The sequence below is a fragment of the Stenotrophomonas terrae genome, from assembly GCF_001431465.1.
GTDB classification, from domain to species: domain Bacteria; phylum Pseudomonadota; class Gammaproteobacteria; order Xanthomonadales; family Xanthomonadaceae; genus Stenotrophomonas; species Stenotrophomonas terrae.
This window is the reverse complement of record NZ_LDJJ01000009.1, coordinates 153,632-169,411: the sequence shown is the minus strand read 5'-3', so window position 1 is coordinate 169,411 and position 15,780 is coordinate 153,632. Positions and strand designations below refer to the sequence as shown.

12 protein-coding genes are annotated in these 15,780 nt (G+C 57.4%); 6 read left to right on the top strand and 6 right to left on the bottom strand.

What is annotated here, in order from left to right; genetic code table 11:
• The first annotated feature begins 8 nt into the window (after window positions 1-8).
• Window positions 9-890: a plasmid partitioning protein RepB C-terminal domain-containing protein gene (locus tag ABB27_RS03815; protein ID WP_057626896.1), complete on the top strand. Its 882-nt coding sequence runs from the start codon at window positions 9-11 to the stop codon at window positions 888-890.
• Window positions 887-1,837: a plasmid partitioning protein RepB C-terminal domain-containing protein gene (locus ABB27_RS03810; protein ID WP_057626895.1), complete on the top strand. Its 951-nt coding sequence runs from the start codon at window positions 887-889 to the stop codon at window positions 1,835-1,837. Before ABB27_RS03815 ends, ABB27_RS03810 begins: the two co-directional genes overlap by 4 nt.
• A 442-nt stretch (window positions 1,838-2,279) precedes the next feature.
• Here the strand turns inward: ABB27_RS03810 and ABB27_RS03805 are convergent, their stop codons facing one another.
• The 6 genes from ABB27_RS03805 to ABB27_RS19220 all read right to left on the bottom strand — a co-directional run bounded on the left by ABB27_RS03805 (window position 2,280) and on the right by ABB27_RS19220 (window position 10,818).
• On the bottom strand, window positions 2,280-3,887 hold the full coding sequence (locus ABB27_RS03805) for a hypothetical protein (protein WP_057626894.1): 1,608 nt from the start codon (window positions 3,885-3,887) through the stop codon (window positions 2,280-2,282).
• Window positions 3,884-5,623, bottom strand: coding sequence for a TnsD family Tn7-like transposition protein (locus tag ABB27_RS19225; RefSeq protein WP_083491124.1), 1,740 nt, complete (start codon window positions 5,621-5,623; stop codon window positions 3,884-3,886). Before ABB27_RS19225 ends, ABB27_RS03805 begins: the two co-directional genes overlap by 4 nt.
• Window positions 5,624-5,625: 2 nt before the next feature.
• Window positions 5,626-7,278: an ATP-binding protein gene (locus tag ABB27_RS03790; RefSeq protein ID WP_211263664.1), complete on the bottom strand. Its 1,653-nt coding sequence runs from the start codon at window positions 7,276-7,278 to the stop codon at window positions 5,626-5,628.
• Window positions 7,256-9,463: a Mu transposase C-terminal domain-containing protein gene (locus ABB27_RS03785; protein ID WP_057626890.1), complete on the bottom strand. Its 2,208-nt coding sequence runs from the start codon at window positions 9,461-9,463 to the stop codon at window positions 7,256-7,258. Before ABB27_RS03785 ends, ABB27_RS03790 begins: the two co-directional genes overlap by 23 nt.
• Entirely contained in the window at window positions 9,460-10,317 is an 858-nt protein-coding gene (locus tag ABB27_RS03780; protein ID WP_083491123.1) for a TnsA endonuclease N-terminal domain-containing protein, read from the bottom strand. Before ABB27_RS03780 ends, ABB27_RS03785 begins: the two co-directional genes overlap by 4 nt.
• Window positions 10,318-10,533: 216 nt before the next feature.
• Complete coding sequence (locus ABB27_RS19220) at window positions 10,534-10,818, bottom strand: DNA-binding protein (RefSeq protein ID WP_083491122.1); 285 nt, start codon at window positions 10,816-10,818, stop codon at window positions 10,534-10,536.
• Window positions 10,819-10,873: 55 nt separating this feature from the next.
• Here ABB27_RS19220 and ABB27_RS20465 point away from each other — a divergent pair, with 55 nt between their 5' ends.
• From ABB27_RS20465 to ABB27_RS03765, 4 genes are all read left to right on the top strand, one after another.
• Window positions 10,874-11,314, top strand: a complete 441-nt coding sequence (locus ABB27_RS20465) for a helix-turn-helix domain-containing protein (RefSeq protein WP_425477480.1) — start codon at window positions 10,874-10,876, stop codon at window positions 11,312-11,314.
• The gene (locus ABB27_RS03775; RefSeq protein ID WP_152984417.1) at window positions 11,311-11,940 is read left to right on the top strand and encodes a hypothetical protein; all 630 of its coding nucleotides are present in this window, start codon (window positions 11,311-11,313) and stop codon (window positions 11,938-11,940) included. The genes ABB27_RS20465 and ABB27_RS03775 overlap by 4 nt, the downstream gene beginning before the upstream one ends.
• A 149-nt stretch (window positions 11,941-12,089) precedes the next feature.
• A complete protein-coding gene (locus ABB27_RS03770) occupies window positions 12,090-14,144 on the top strand; it encodes a type I restriction-modification system subunit M (protein ID WP_083491121.1) in 2,055 nt (684 codons plus the stop codon).
• Window positions 14,141-15,448, top strand: coding sequence for a restriction endonuclease subunit S (locus ABB27_RS03765; RefSeq protein ID WP_057626887.1), 1,308 nt, complete (start codon window positions 14,141-14,143; stop codon window positions 15,446-15,448). The genes ABB27_RS03770 and ABB27_RS03765 overlap by 4 nt, the downstream gene beginning before the upstream one ends.
• Window positions 15,449-15,780 lie beyond the last annotated feature (332 nt).

Genomic DNA, 15,780 nt, shown 5'->3' with positions numbered 1-15,780 from the left:
AGGCACGTATGCGCCCGATCCAGATGATCCCCGTTGATGACATCCGCGTGATCAATCCCAGAAACAGGAGTGCGCGCACACACAAGGACATCATCGACAACATCAGCGCCATCGGACTGAAACGCCCGATCACGGTGAGCTTGCGGAAGGGCGGAGACAGTGCGCCGCACTACGACCTTGTCTGCGGCCAAGGCCGCCTGGAGGCTTTCCAGCGACTTGGACACGCTGACATCCCCGCTTTCGTCGTTGAGGAAGGCGAAGAACGGTGCCTTGTCATGAGTCTGGTCGAGAACATCGCCCGGCGCCAGCATTCCCCCATCGAGCTGATGCAGGAGATATGCACGCTCGACAAGCGCGGCTACGACGAGAACCAGATCGCACAGAAACTCGGCGTCACCCAATCGTGGGTTGGCATGGTACTTCGCCTATTCGAACACGGCGAAGAACGTCTCATATCAGCAGTCGAAACGGGGCTTATCCCTGTGAGTTTGGCAGTCGTTATATCCAGAAGCGACGATGCAGGAATCCAAGCCGCCCTCGCAGATGCGTATACCCAAGGAAAACTGAAGGGGAAGAAGCTCGCGATCATCCGGCGAATTCTTGAGCAAAGAGCCGCTCGAGGGAAATCCCAGAGGAAGCCTTTTGACGGGAAGAAGGCTAGCAAAAAGTTGTCCGCGGATGACCTCCGCCGCGTCTACGAAAAAGAGGTAAAGAAGCAACAACTTCTAGCCAAGAAGGCTGAATTCACTCAGGGCCGACTACTGTTTGTGGTTGAGGCATTCCGAGAATTACTCACCGTACCGAAATTTGTCGAGCTCCTCCACGCAGAAGGGATTGACTCCCTTCCAAAGGCGATTGATGACCGAATGAACAGGAGGATGGCTCAATGAACAACGGCCATCAAGATGCCCATCTAGGATTCCGGCTAGATACCAAGCTAATCCCGATATGCAACATCGTCCCCCTCAAGCCCCTGCGGAAGGTAACCAGGCAGAGTCAGAAATTCCAGCAGATTACGGCATCCATTCGCACCATCGGCTTGGTCGAACTTCCCGTCGTCGCCCCCAACCCATTGGACGACGGAACCTACCTGCTACTGGATGGATTAATGCGCGTTGAAATCCTCCGGGATTTAGGCGCCGAAGACGTCGAGTGCCTGATCTCAACGGATGACGAATCCTACACCTACAACAAGCGCATCAGCAGGCTATCAGCAGTCCAAGAGCACATGATGATTGTGCGCGCCGTCGAACACGGTGTATCTGAGGATCGCATCGCCGAGGCACTTAACCTTGAGGCCACATCGATTCGTCGGCGCTTCCGATTGCTTGATGGAATATGTCCCGAAGTTGCCACGCTTCTATCAGACAAGACCTGTCCGATGGTCGTGTTCGAGATTCTCAAACGTATGAAGCCGCTTAGGCAGATTGAAGCAGCCGAGTTGATGTCAGGACATCGCACTTTTACAACCCAGTTCGCACGCGCATTGCTCCATGCCACTCCTGATGATCAACTCGTCAAACCTATGGTGACTGGTCGAAAGCCGGACATCACGCGCGAGCAAATTTCCAAGCTAGAGCGTGAGCTTTCCTTGGTACAGAGTCGAACCATGTTCGCCGAGGAGACCTATGGCATCGACAACCTGCACCTGACGATCGCACGAGGCTTCCTGAACAAAATTCTTAGCCGACCAAAGATTGTCCGTTGGCTCAACATCCAACAACCCGAATACCTGGCGGAGTTCCAGCGAATCGGAGATATCGACCGCATCGATTTCGGTCCTGCCACGGTTACTGGACAAACACACGAAAGCGCACCAGCACCTGATCGCCGGTAGGAGAAGTAAAAATTACCTATGCAGCAACCAAAACAGGTACAGGGCAGGCTTAGAAGCGTGCAACGCGAAGCCGGCGAGAAATTAACAGGATTCAAGAACGCCTATGTCGACAAAGGAAGCTCCACGACAGGAGAAGCTGAGGAAATGATCAGTGAGGATCCTGCACGCGACAACGCCACGTAGAACAGCTTTGCGCGAGCCTCCATTTCACTTTATCGATTGAAGTGAACTGCATCTGGAATCGCCACGCGACCAAACTCAATCCCCTTGAGAAGCAGCGGCGTTGATACGGTCCGCTTTGGAAGATGCCCGCCCATGTGACCCAGATGCTACCCCGTTGACCGGTGGCGTACTGCGGTAATCCTCGCACCCAACGCCTGCTATCGGCCAATTCAATCTGCGACGCCCCGAGTCCAATCCCCCCTTGTCTGAATCCGACACTTCACAGTCCCAACCTATCAATCAGCCGAAGCGCCCATCCCTCTGCCTGCTTTTCAAATCCTTCTCTCGGCACCATGGCTTTCGGAATCCGTTCGCTTCGACACATGGGCTCCATCTCGGCTTCGACGTCAGTAGACCAATGCCCACCAACATCGGCCCAGCCGTTCAATGTTTTCTGTATCGCCCTCTCGATCCAATCCTCTTTCTCCCCACCCTTGAAGTGCAACACCATCAGCGAAAGCGCCACGATCCCGGTGCGATCGATATCTATCAAAACTATGGGAGGCTCTTTGAGTCTGTTGATCCTCACCACCATCGCCGCCCGTGGCGCGGAACCCACGCTCGCAGCAGCCTTGCCCTGTTTGAGTAGCACCAGCCCTGCAGCAAACTGCACATCTGGCAATCTGTCGCGCATGTGACGGATGGTTTCATCAAATGCCACCAGATCCCCAATTCTGTGCAAGGGGGCCCGGCAAAGGATCCCGAAGTCTATGGGGCGGAGCCCTTTACCACCTGCCCTTTCACTGGTCGTCACTTGTATCTTTTTCTTATGTCGGGGCTTCTTCTTAGGTTCCTTGCCAGTCGGCTCGCGTGGTGCCTGTTCCACCTCGATCTCTTTTTTGATTACCTTGATCTGGCTCTCAAAAGCGCTCTGGCGTCGGCCCATGTTAGCGACCAACGGGTTGCGGTAACCACTACTTCCCTGATCTGTTCCGGCCACATCAATGTCGTCACCCGGCTCTCCGGTATCCGGCTTATCACCTCCCTTCGGATTGCCCGGCTTGGCACCGGACACTCCTGCTCGAATCGCCTTCTTCAAGTCCGGATGCGTGTATTCAAGTATTTTCACCGGCACTGCGCGCCCACTCAAATTATTCAATTCAAGTACTAACATTTGGTTCTCGTGCCGGATGCCCCGGAACTGCCACGACGAACCCCGGATAGGGGGTGGCTCAAAAAAAATACAATCTTGGCCAGCCGAGAGACACCTGACGCTCTCCCATGAACGCCGAGCTTCCACATCCAGCACCAGCCACGCGAACTCCATGGCCAATTCCCGACTCAGCACACTCTTGGCAATTTCCTTCGTAAAACAGAGCGTCGCCAGCTCCCGAGGCCCAGGTGCCATCGGTATGTACAACTGCTCCAATCCCGCTGGGCGCATCAAAGCCAATGCCAACGCACGGTTGTGAATGAACAGGGCTCGGATCAGCTCCACCGCCGGGATATGAACGACACCGTGTCGTGTGCGGTATCGAAACAATCGTTGGTGTCCAGCGCGGCTTGTCGGAAGCCGATATAGCGAACTCGGCATGTCCGCCGAGGTGATCACCTCTGGTTGCCCCACATCAGGAATGACAACCTCCATGAGGTCACCCGGCAGACCTTCCGTTTGCAATAAACCGTAGTCGAACCAAGTTCCCAAACTCAGGATCGGCAACATCCCAATGGGCTCACACATTGGAATCAGTTCCCCGGTGCGCTTGTTCCGGTAGACCACTCGCACTTGCCACTCGTTACGCTCGTTGCACACGAATCCAGCCAACCAGAAAACCTCAACCGGATCCTCGGTCAGGTTCGCGACCGACTTGAACACCATCCGCGTCATACAGCGCTCCTGTACACGCCACCAAGAAATTCTGCCAACACGGACGCGACCACATCTTCATGTCGGGAGGTAAGGCCAGCCCTGCGCAAAATCCGCCAAACCTGCAGCGGCTCACCGACCTTGTCCATCTGTTGAATAACCCAGCCGGCTCGCCGCCGCTGGAACTGCTCGACCGACTCGACAACGCCACTCAGACATGCCATTGCCGTTGGAAGCTTGCTGGCGCGCTTACTTAGCCATCCACGGCTCCATATCTGTCGCTCTAAGCGCGTCACAGTGATACGCACTGGCGGCTCGAACGTTCGCAGACGCTGAACAGCGCTTTGGATGTTATGACGGGTTTCCCGATCCACCGAAGGCCAATCCAGAAGTGGAGTGCTCGCCTTCCGCGCCTTACGATTTTTCATCGTCGGTATAATCACCCGCTCGAATGCGATGGTGCTGCTTCCAGGTTGCTTTCGATCCAATCCACCCTTCCGGACAACCGGAACACCAAGATCGATTGCAAGTTTCACTACCGTCTTGGGATCAAGTTGCAGGCGATGCCCGATCCCACGCAGTGACACGCCATCAGAGGTCATCTTTCTCAGGGCTGGCAACAGCATCGGTCCATATGAATGAAACCTTGGAAACCCTACATCACCTCTACCTGGAAAGTAGCTGCGCGTGTACATGTAACCGCACCGACAGGTGAAGACGCCGACCTGATGACTATGGTTACGATGCATCTCAAAGGTAGAAATCAGCTCCCGCCCTCGATGCCGAGCCAACGGATTTAGACATGGCCAAGGCCCGGCCCCGAATGGCTTGGCGGTCGGTGACTGGTGATCAATGAAGTCTTGCAAGAGAATGTGCTGAAGAGGATGGAACGCTTTGCGATGCTTCCGCACCATGGCCGGCAACCAATCGCCACGGAAGACCAGACCTGCCATCAGCTCTGGCCAGCGAGCAAGAACGTCACGATGATGCTCTCGAAACTTTTCCTGCAGCCGCTGCTGGTCGAAACGTTTTACCGAGTACGCCAGTCCAGCAAGATGGACCCCTTGTCGGTAGTGCCGGGTCCATTCTGATGGTGATCGCGATTGTCCAGGATTCTCCAGCAAGGTTCGGCTAGCCCGCGCCAGCCGCTGGAGATCGGATAGCACCAGAGAAGCACTGCTTAGCATGAGAGCTGGAGCATTCCATGGGCAGCTTTTATCGTCAGCCGCGACGGGGATATGCCGACTCAGTGATGTCATTGAAACAGCACTAGCTTGTAAGGGACAGCCATGTTCTGGACAGACCAGTGCGCTTGGCAGTTGATGGTCCCGGCGCCAGTAGTATTCCCCGCACTGCTCCCACATCTGTTTCAGGCATAACGAGCAGAACCGGAGCCGAGTGACTCGTCCGACGGGGAAAGCCGCTATACCCAGCCGGATCAGTAGACCGTCCGTTTTCCCTTGGAGCATCGTCTGCCGCGCCCGCCGCCTGACAGAAGCTGGCTGGAAGGCGGTGTAGTACGGCAGCAGCGTCAGTTCGTCGATGAACCGTTCGGCTGTCCACCCGAATCCGACTGGCAGCCGATCAGCCAGAACCTGTAGATAACCGGGGAAAGCGACACTCATCGTCACCAGCCGCCGCCCAAACAGCGCCTCCATAGATTGGATTGGCGATGGCGCCCCCACGTGCCGGTGGTAGCGCGCCAGCACGCTGTAAAACAGCTCGCCCTGATAGATGCGTGGGAAGTAGGCCAGCATAGTCAGGCCGCAAAATCCAACATCGGGGGGCGTACTACGCCAGCTGTCAGCAAGGACTCGTAGGCCGACGTATGGTTCTGCTTGCCTTTCGCCACAAGACGACGCAAATCGTCGTCCGGAAGTTCGTCCGGCGGCGGCGCGTCGGGTTTGGGTGAATTTCTCTTGGGTTTGCTGGCCGTCAGCGTTGAAACGATCTTCTGCAGCAGTAACAGTGGATCGCCAGAAGGATTTTTCGCGACAGCTTCATCGACCAGTGCCATGGCTACATCTTGGGCCACGCCCATGTTCCGCAGAGACGCAAGCAGCGCTAATTCAACCGTCTTGTTCTCGAGCGTTCCAGCTTCTGCCGCGACCGGAAACATGGTCCCCTCAGCCGGTCCCGGTGCGCCCGCGATAGTCCGGCTCAGTACCACTCCGATATGGTCGTTCAGCGAGCGCAGGTCGTCGAACTTACCGAGTTTGACCGCATCGTTCTGACGAAGCGCCTCAATCATCGGTGCCACAAGGACGAACTCCTCCTTGGCGACCCTCCGGATCAACTCTGGCGTCAGGGTTTCCGGTCTTCCTTTTCTGACCTCACTAATCCCGACCAGCCGAAGTTGCGCAAGCATGAATAACTTGACCGCGAGATCGGCCACGCCTTGGCACTCGTCATACAGGGCCGCATTCAACTCGTCGGACAACTCTGTCCGAGGCGTAGTCCACTGGTACTTCCAGAGCTGTTCGATGAATCTATTCCAGACGGCATCCGGCGCCATCCGTTCCCATACCAGGGATCCGAGTCCCGTCGATCGACGGGCCTGGCTGAAGGTGCCTCGCAGGATCTCCAACGCTCCCAGAGTTCCAATCGGAATGACCGGCAGGCCGATGGTGTTGACTAATTTCACAAGGAATTTCATCAACGCATCCGCCCCCACCTTCACTCCGCGCAGATGCTGGATTTCGTCGATCACCAGTACACCCAACGCATGCAACTGGGAGACATAGGCCATCTGTAGGAGCATCTGCTCCACCGTGGCGCCGGTCGCATAGCGCTTGACGTAGTCGGTGCCGATCAACTGATCGATCGCCTGGAAAAAGTCTATGCAAAGCTGCTTCAACGACCCTAGGGCAGGAGCTTCCAGTCGCAACCAGACAATCTGGACAAGGACCTGGGGCTGTTCGTGCCAGATGACTTGCGGATACTGTGCCAGCACGCAGTTCATCGCCAAGGTTTTGCCCACACCCGGGCAGCCAAGTAGCGCGAAGCTATTTGCAGTGTTCTGCACCGGCCTTGAAACCGCAGCCTCGAGCGACTTTCGCTCGATCCGTTCGAAACCGTTCTGCAGGTGGCTCAGATAATCATGCGTCAGCGGGTTGCGGCCCACGTAGCCTTGCAGGAGCAGCAAGGAGAACCGATCGGCCAGATCTACCTGGCGAGCTTGCGGCAGGAAGCACTTGGCCAAACGTACGATGCAGTGCTTGCGCACATGTGCGGGATAAGCAACCTCCTTCTCGTCGAAATACGGCACTCGCAGCATCTTCGCGTACAGCGACCTCTGCGACTGAAGGGGAGGCAGTCTCGCGATGAAGGGGTTGCCGGCATACTCCGGCAACTCCGGCAACTCCGGCAACTCCGGCAACTCCGGAGTTTCAGGCTCGATGGCCATCGTCATCCCCTAAAATTTCGTCGATCGACGGCGCGCTGTAGTCGATGTCATCCGCAGGCATGATTCTTCCGCTGATCGGCACCACCTCCGCACTCGGCCTCATCGCCCCGGACGCATGCTCGCCAAACCTGAAGGTATCCGTGGCACGACTAGCCTTCTTTTCTTCGGCGCGGTTGCGACTGATATTGGCGGTCCTGCTGGCCGCACTAGCTTTGCTTGGCGGTCCGCGTCGTTCCTGAGCCTCCTTGATGACTCGCTCGTTCGCGGCATCGGTGTTTGCCGACGCCAATAGGGCGTCCGTGCGTTCGTCCGCACGACGATGCTTGTCACGCTGATCGACCTGATCGATCTCCCATGAGGACAGATGCCTGTCCGCGCGGCTTCGGTCGGTCAACGTGCATACCTCGAACGCCATATTGGCCCCGGAAGAATGTAGGTAGACCTGATCCAAGTCCCGCGGATCGTAGGACACGCTCACCTGCCAGCGACCGTCCTGGCGGGCCTTGTCGAACCAACGCTCCTCGATTGCACGCTGGCAGGTGTAGAAACATCCGCGGAAGGCGATTCCGGTTTCGGAGACTGATGCCCGATCCTTCGGCATCAGGCTGAACTTAACCAAGTCTTCGGGAAATGCCCTCAGGGTGCCTGAGCGGTGGCGAATCCCCCATTCCCACAGGTGGCTGGGGATGGCAGGCACGCCGTCCGCCCGGACACCTCTGTCGCAATCGTAGGTCGTGATCTCGTGCGAATTGTTGTAGTGCAGAACGCAGTTGATGATGATCTTGGTGAAATCATCCAGGTTCAGTACCGCGTCGAGGCGGTAGTCGGTACCGCCACGTTGCCGGTAGTCGACATCGATGTAGCCCGGCGTATACGCCTTGAACTTCGCAGGCAGCAGACGGAAGCGGCTCTCCACGATACCTTTCCAGTCTGCGCGATAGGAACTCGCATTCTCGACGGAAACATTGAAGCTGTTGATCAGGGTGTCGATCTTCTCGCTTTCGATCTCGCCGCGGTCTCCCAACAATGTGCCCGGCAGATGGTGCGCCGGCCAATCCTCCTGCTGGATGGTGATGCCGAACTGCGCGCAGTACGCGACCTTGTCCATCGCGGTATTCGCCAGCGCCATCATCGCTGACACCCAGGAAGGCCCTTCCAGGCCGATGTATATCCCGACGATCAGGCGACTGAATACATCGATCACGACGTACACAACCGGGCGGCCAATGATCAGGTTCGGATCCAGCCGCGAGACAAGGTAGACATCCCCGATCGTGGCGTCGATCTGGTAGCGGCTTCCGGGCCCGATCACCTCAGCATTGGAAGTGCCCAGCAAGCCACGCATGTCTTTGTCGTAAAGCTTCTCGCCCATCCGCTTGCGCTTGATCTCCAGCCGAAGGTGATCCTTGCTGGACCAATACTGAAATTGCTCGAAGGTCGGGATGCCACCTTGCGCCTCGATCACCTCGTGCTGGTAATGCATGATCTGACCCGTCTCCGGGTCGATGTCCTTCACCGAATAAAAATCCGAGACCATCTTCCGGTAGGCACCGATCAGCGTGTATTTCCCTTTAACTTGGCTGACGTAGTAGCGGGAATAGGCCACGGAAAAAACTTTCCGCATGTCGGGGGTTACGTTGACACCCATCTGATTTCCGAACTTCCGCGGCCGACCACGCTTCCTCTCACCAGCTTTCCGTGTCTTGCCCCGGCCGCCAGATTTTTCGTAGTCCGGAAGCAATGCGTTGGCCGTCATTCCCCGTTGCCAGAAGCGCCGGAGATATAGGTAGACCAGCGCCTTGGTGACCCGCTGAAGATCCGGATCGCTACCGCTCCTGGCCCTCTCGACTGTATCTGACACCAAGGCACCCCGCCGATCCGCGGCGAAGATGTATGGCACCTCGGCCACGAGGGGCCGTATCAACCTCCAAGCACGATCGCGCCGGTCCTTATGCACCTGTTTCAGCTGGTCTTCCATGACGGCGATCATGAATGGATCCGGCATCAGCCTCGTCTGACGCGCAAGGATTCCAGCCTCCAGCGCCGCGGCTGGAACCAGCTCAGGAAAGGCCCTGTCTGCGTCCAAGGGATAGAGCGCTACCGACGCCCGATCGGGCGTCATCCACACGACCCTAGCCCGCTTATTCGAGTCGGGATCAAGAACGAGTACATCACCTATCTTCAGAATCATGTACCCACCAGCTGCAGCCGAGGCTGCTCTCGCTCAGGAAGGCGCAGTACGTCGAACCGGTCACGGTGTGAAAACTCCCTGTCCAAGTCGATGACAATTTGCTTGTTGGCAGCCAGATGGCGCAGCACTTTCAAGGGTTCGCCCGGGGCAAACTGGCGCCGGCCCTCCAAGTGCATGAAAAAATCGTCAATGGAGCCACTGCGAACGCGTTGAAACTCGCCAAGAAACTGGTCACACCGGTCCTGCCAATAGCAAGGATGCGGGGCCAACTCATGCTCGAACGACCGCATTTCATGCAGCCATGCAAGATTCATGATCCGGAGTTTTGGAAGGTCACGGTCCGTCACCAGATGCCATGAAATCTGGTCACGACTCCAATAGCGGCGCTCCAGCTCCAGCTTGTCGATCGTCCTTCGACCCGTCTTCAGGTCTTCGAGGTCCTGGGCGGGTTTTATCGCGTACGCAACCGTCTTCGACCGGCCATCGGTCCGGACATCGACCATAAAGTCCGTCGTCATGACCACATCGACCCGCGTACGAGGATCACGTGGATGCTCAATGCCCATCTTCCCGGCCAGCATGCGCGTGACCTCCCGGTCCAACGGAAATTGCTCCCGGATATCAAGCACCAGTTCCGACCACTCGAGAATGCGAAGGAATCCCGCCTCAAGATTGGACAAGCAGTGATGCTCCCTCCTTGTTTTGAAGCCGAAGATTCGCGAGGCTAGTCCCAGCGATGGAACGTCGTGAATAGTCAGCCAGGGCTTGTAGTCCTGACCTTGACCTGTGCCACGTCCTTCTTTCAGGAATCGGGAGATTCTGGCTTCATCGAAATCGTATCTGCGCTTTGCCATGCGTCACCTCGTGACGTGACGGGCGGCTCGTTGGGCTGTGCCCATGACTGCCTCCACTTGGGGAACACGGGTTGTCCCGGGAGGCTTGACACGTTTTTCGGAGTCGAGCAGACTCCTGACCAAGCGCCACGCTTGATTCACATGTTTTGCCCAAGAAAACCGCCCTAGCCGGCGGTTTTTTTATGCCCGAGTTTTTGTTGCCGTATCGGTGCTAGCTCATGGCACATCGTCCTCTTCGTCAGCGGAAGGCCGTGATGTGATGCCCGCCGCACTCAGCGCATCAATGTCTGCCACGGTGCCGATAACGCCCGTCTTCAATCCGAGCCGCACCGCTATTTCGTGGCACTGACCACGAACACACCGCTTTCGCCCCGCAAGCACTTGGTAAACGAGTTGTTTCGAATAGCCATGGGTACGCGCCCATGCGCTGATCGATACGCCCCGACGAGCGAATTCCTGCCGTATCGCATCGGCCTTGGCTCCGGTTATGCTTGCATCCATGATGGCACTCAAAAGTTCACAATCGTAAACATAGAGTATCTTTTAGTGTATTTTTTTGGCTTTTACAAGCCCGGGAGGCTGGAATTTGAGCTTTGGTAGGCGACTCAGGGACGCTAGGGATCAACTACGCCTGACTCAAGAGCAGTTCGCGGAACTGGGGGGCGTCAAGCGCGTTTCCCAGCACCTTTACGAGCAGGACGCCCGGGTACCCGACCTCAACTACCTCCTGCGCCTCAAAGAGCACGGTGTCGATGTGGGCCACCTCGTCCTGGGCGACAGCATCGGTCATGCGCAGGCAGCTTCAAGCTCACCAGACCTCTACGTAGCTGCGTTCCGTACCGTCGACGAATTCGCTAGAGACGACGCTGGCACCCCCCTCCCATACGTGGAACGCGAGCGATTTTTCTCCTTCCTCTGCACGACACTCGCGCAAACCAGCACGCCGAAATCAAGCAGTGAACTGAAGGAACGGCTAGTGAGGTTCATGCGTTCATGAAGAGACTCCTTCCACGTGCAGCCCAGCGAACGCTTCAACGGATAGGGCAGACGTTGGATCCGTTCTTTGCCGGACGTTGGTATTGGTCCCTGAAACGCTGGCTTGCAGAACGTCAGCTCGACTACGTCCTGGAACGGCATGGCGATCGATCCATGCAGGCTCGGCAGGCAACCGAGCAATACCGCCGAGCCGACTTCGCGGTCCGCTACTGGCGCTCAGCACCCGGACCAGTGATGCAGGTAGCGGCAAAAGCGCTTGATGCCGGTATACCTGTGGATGCTGTCCGCCTTGTTGTCCTCAACACCGACCTTAGAGTCAGGGATGGGCAGGTTCATCTGCGCCGCCCCTTCATCATGACCATCCTCAACACTATCTTCGCGACCATCGTCTGTGTGCACATGTTTCTGATGTGCGCGATGACGGTCGCATTAACTGGACCGATTTGGTTGAAGGTAGTAGTCATCCTGGCTGTAGCCTTCGTCTACTGCTTCCTCTACTACGGCTGGTCGCTGTACACATCACGTCCACAGCATGTCCTTTCAAGGTACGGTCAGACGTTCGACGCACTTTGTACCGCAAGTACAACGCGATCCCACAACAAGGTGCGCAACCTTGCCTGGCATTGAATTCTTACCTCTCGTCATAGAACGAGAAGGAACAAGAAAAGCCTGCGTGGGCTAAGTGAACAGATAGCCAATCCCATGCGATTTCCTCTTTTTGTCGCCTGCGCTCAACGCTCAGGCTGCACATCACTTTCGACTTTGAAACAGGCACCATGACCAAGAACGGCAAGACCACCAGCACCCCGACCGCAGAAGCCCCCAACGCTTCCGACACCGTCCTGGCCAGCTTTATCTGGAAGAATGCCGAAGACCTGTGGGGCGACTTCAGGCACACCGACTTCGGCAAGATCATCCTGCCGTTCACCCTGCTGCGTCGTCTGGAATGCGTGCTGGAACCCACCCGCGAGAAGGTCCGCGAGGCCCATGCAAAGTTCAAAAACAAGGGGCTGGATACGGCACTGATCCTGCGCCAGACCGCGAGCCTGCCCTTCTACAACACCTCCCAGTACTCGCTGGCCACCCTGGGCGCGACCAAGACCAAGTCCAACCTGGAGGCCTACATCGCCGGTTTCTCGGACAACGCGCGCGTTATCTTCGATCAGTTCAATTTCATCGACACGATCGCACGCCTGGCCCGCGCCGACATCCTGTTCAAGATCTGCCAGAACTTCGCCAACACCGACCTACACCCGGATGTCGTGCCCGACCGGGTGATGTCCAACATCTACGAGCACCTGATCCGCCGGTTCGGCTCGGAGGTCAACGAGGCGGCTGAGGACTTCATGACGCCGCGCGACGTGGTCCACCTGGCCACGACCCTGCTGCTCGATCCCGACGATGCCCTGTTCCGCGACAACCCGGGCCTGATCCGCACGCTCTACGATCCCACCTGCGGCACCGGCGGCTTCCTCACCGACGCCATGAATCACGTCGATGGCCTCGCTGCCCAAGGCAAGGCCCCGCCCGTACTGATCCCGTTCGGCCAGGAGCTGGAACCAGAAACCCACGCCGTCGCCCTGGCCAACATGTTGCTGCGTCGCCTGGAAACCGAGCCCGCGCGTGACCTGTCGGCCAACATCGCTGGCCCCAAGTCCACGCTCTCCCAGGACGCATTCGCCGGCCAGCGCTTCCATTACTGCTTGTCCAACCCTCCCTTCGGCAAGAAGTGGGAGAAGGACCAGGCCTTCGTCGAGCGAGAGGCCAAAGAGAGGGGCTTTGAGGGCCGCTTCGGCGCAGGAACGCCGCGCATTTCCGACGGCTCCATGCTCTTCATCCAGCATCTCGTTTCCAAGCTGGAGCGCCCTGAGAATGGCGGCGGCCGTGCGGCCATCATCCTGTCGGGCTCGCCGCTGTTCACCGGCAACGCCGGCCAGGGTGAAACCGAGATCCGTCGTTGGCTATTGGAAAACGACCTGATCGACGCCATCGTAGCCCTGCCCACCGACATCTTCTTCCGCACGGGCATTGGCACTTACATCTGGCTGCTGGACAACAACAAGCCCAAGGAGCGCGCGGGCAAGGTCCAGCTGATCGACGCCACGGGCATGCACAGCCCCATGCGCAAGTCCGAGGGTAACAAGCGCCGTTATGTCAGCGACGAGCAGGCACAGGACATCGCTCGCCTATATGCCGATTTCGCACCCAGCGAGAACGTGCGGATCGTGGACTACCGCGACTTCGGTTACCGCCGGATCAAGGTGCTGCGCCCCTTGCGCCTGGTTGCCAAGATCACTGATGAGGCCATCGAAGCCCTCCAGACCAACAAGCCCTTCGCCAAACTGGATGAGGAAACGCAAGACGGCTGGGCGAAGCTGCTGCGCAAGTACTTGGGCCAGACCTATCCCTACGAGTGGTTCGTCGACTTGCCCGCGCTGACCAAGAAGGCTGGCCTGCCCAAGATCGCCAAGCCACTGGCCAACGCGCTGGAAAGCGCGCTGGGCGTGCGCACCCCTGATGCCCCGGAAGTCCTCGATGACGAAGGCAACCCCGTGCCAGACAAGGAACTGGAGGATTTCGAGAGCGTTCCGCTCGACCAGAACATCGGCGACTACATGAAAGCCGAAGTTCTGCCTCACGTTTCCGATGCCTGGGTGGACACCAACTACATCGATGATCGCGACGGTCAGATCGGCAAGGTGGGCTACGAGATCAACTTCAATCGCTACTTCTACAAGTATGTGCCACCGCGTGATCTGCACGAGATCGACGCGGAGTTGAAGGCGGTGGAAGCGGAAATTGCGGCACTGCTGGATGAGGTGGCGGAATGACGCCTACTCGTCGCCATACGTCATTCAAACCATCCGGCGCGCGCTGGCTAGGCGATGTTCCTGTCCACTGGGACGTGAAGCCGCTGTGGTCAATGTACAAGCCTAAGAAGATCACAGGTCACCCCATCGAGACCCTCCTCTCGGTCTACCGCGACTACGGCGTCATCGAAAAGAGCTCCAGAGATGACAACAAGAACCGTGAGTCGGAAGACCTAAGCGGCTACCAGCTCGTCGTGAGAGGCGATTTGGTGACCAACAAAATGAAGACCTGGCAGGGATCGATTGCTGTATCCGGGCTGCAAGGCATCGTCAGTCCGGCTTACTACGTTTACGACAAGCTACACGCAGGTAACGACTCCTTCTTCCACCACCTATTCCGAAGTTCTCCCTTTGTGACCGGGTATCAGTCGATTTCGAAGGGCATTCGTGTCGGGCAGTGGGATCTTGAAGCAGACAAGTTCCGTCTGTTCCCCGTACTCATTCCACCTCGCCCAGAACAAGATGCCATCGTCGCCTACCTGGACGGTGCCACCTCTCGTATCGACACTCTTGTAGTCAAGAAGACTCGTTTCATTGAACTGTTGCGTGAGAAGCGCCAGGCCCTGATCACGCATGCCGTGACCAAGGGGCTCGATCCGAATATGCAGATGAAGGACAGCGGGATCGAGTGGTTGGGGAAGGTGCCGACGCATTGGACAATCCCCAAACTGCGACATATTGCTTCTGTCCAGACAGGCTTGGCGCTCGGCAAGAGCCTATCCGGCCCCGACGTAATCAGCGTCCCCTACCTGCGGGTGGCCAATGTCCAGGATGGCTACCTAAAACTAGATGATGTGGCGACAGTGAACATCCTGCGAAGTGATCTGGATCGCTATCGTTTGCAAGCAAACGACGTGCTAATGAATGAGGGTGGGGATAACGACAAGCTAGGCCGTGGCCATATTTGGCGCGACGAAATCGCCAACTGCGTACACCAGAACCATGTCTTTGCGATCCGTCCCCATGGTGTTTCCAGCGAGTGGTTGAATGCATACAAGGGTTCGACCTCCGCCCAGTCCTTCTTTACATTCCGATCCAAGCAAACCACCAACCTGGCCTCGATCTCATCTAGCAATCTGCGCGATCTTCCAGTTCCGCGTCCTCCGGAAGAAGAGCAAGTCAAGATCCTAGCCCACATTTCTAGCGCCACCTCCCGCATCGACACCCTAATCGCCAAGACTGAGCGCTCCGTCGAGCTGTTGCGCGAGCACCGCACAGCACTGATCACCGCTGCTGTTACCGGCAAGATCGCCCTGAGCAACTAACCAATTCCACAACTCCGCCCTCATCACGACAATGACTTCATCCAATCGCAGCGGCCCATCTGGCGGCAACAACAAGCCCTCTTCTCCTAATACTGGTGGTTCGGGTAACAAGGGAACTGGCCCGGGAGCCAGTACGCCTACCGGTGGCGGGAACAGGAGCAGCAATACAAACAGCGGAGGCCCGCGTAATCCCTCAGGCGGCCAGAAGTCCAAATGAAGCTCTCTGAGGCGAGGGAGAACTATTACCGCCAATCTGGCTTGGCAAGCGCCGCGGCCAGGCAGCTGGCGTTTGCCGGCATTGCGGCAATCTGGGTGTTCAACCAGCCTCAGGA

Bases quoted from the DNA above. Each gene is read 5' to 3' on its own strand.
- ABB27_RS03815 (WP_057626896.1), top strand. From the start codon at position 9: ATGCGCCCGATCCAGATGATCCCCGTTGATGACATCCGCGTGATCAAT.
- ABB27_RS03810 (WP_057626895.1), top strand. From the start codon at position 887: ATGAACAACGGCCATCAAGATGCCCATCTAGGATTCCGGCTAGATACC.
- ABB27_RS03805 (WP_057626894.1), bottom strand. From the start codon at position 3,887: ATGACGCGGATGGTGTTCAAGTCGGTCGCGAACCTGACCGAGGATCCG.
- ABB27_RS19225 (WP_083491124.1), bottom strand. From the start codon at position 5,623: ATGCTGGCCTACTTCCCACGCATCTATCAGGGCGAGCTGTTTTACAGC.
- ABB27_RS03790 (WP_211263664.1), bottom strand. From the start codon at position 7,278: ATGACGATGGCCATCGAGCCTGAAACTCCGGAGTTGCCGGAGTTGCCG.
- ABB27_RS03785 (WP_057626890.1), bottom strand. From the start codon at position 9,463: ATGATTCTGAAGATAGGTGATGTACTCGTTCTTGATCCCGACTCGAAT.
- ABB27_RS03780 (WP_083491123.1), bottom strand. From the start codon at position 10,317: ATGGCAAAGCGCAGATACGATTTCGATGAAGCCAGAATCTCCCGATTC.
- ABB27_RS19220 (WP_083491122.1), bottom strand. From the start codon at position 10,818: ATGGATGCAAGCATAACCGGAGCCAAGGCCGATGCGATACGGCAGGAA.
- ABB27_RS03775 (WP_152984417.1), top strand. From the start codon at position 11,311: ATGAAGAGACTCCTTCCACGTGCAGCCCAGCGAACGCTTCAACGGATA.
- ABB27_RS03770 (WP_083491121.1), top strand. From the start codon at position 12,090: ATGACCAAGAACGGCAAGACCACCAGCACCCCGACCGCAGAAGCCCCC.
- ABB27_RS03765 (WP_057626887.1), top strand. From the start codon at position 14,141: ATGACGCCTACTCGTCGCCATACGTCATTCAAACCATCCGGCGCGCGC.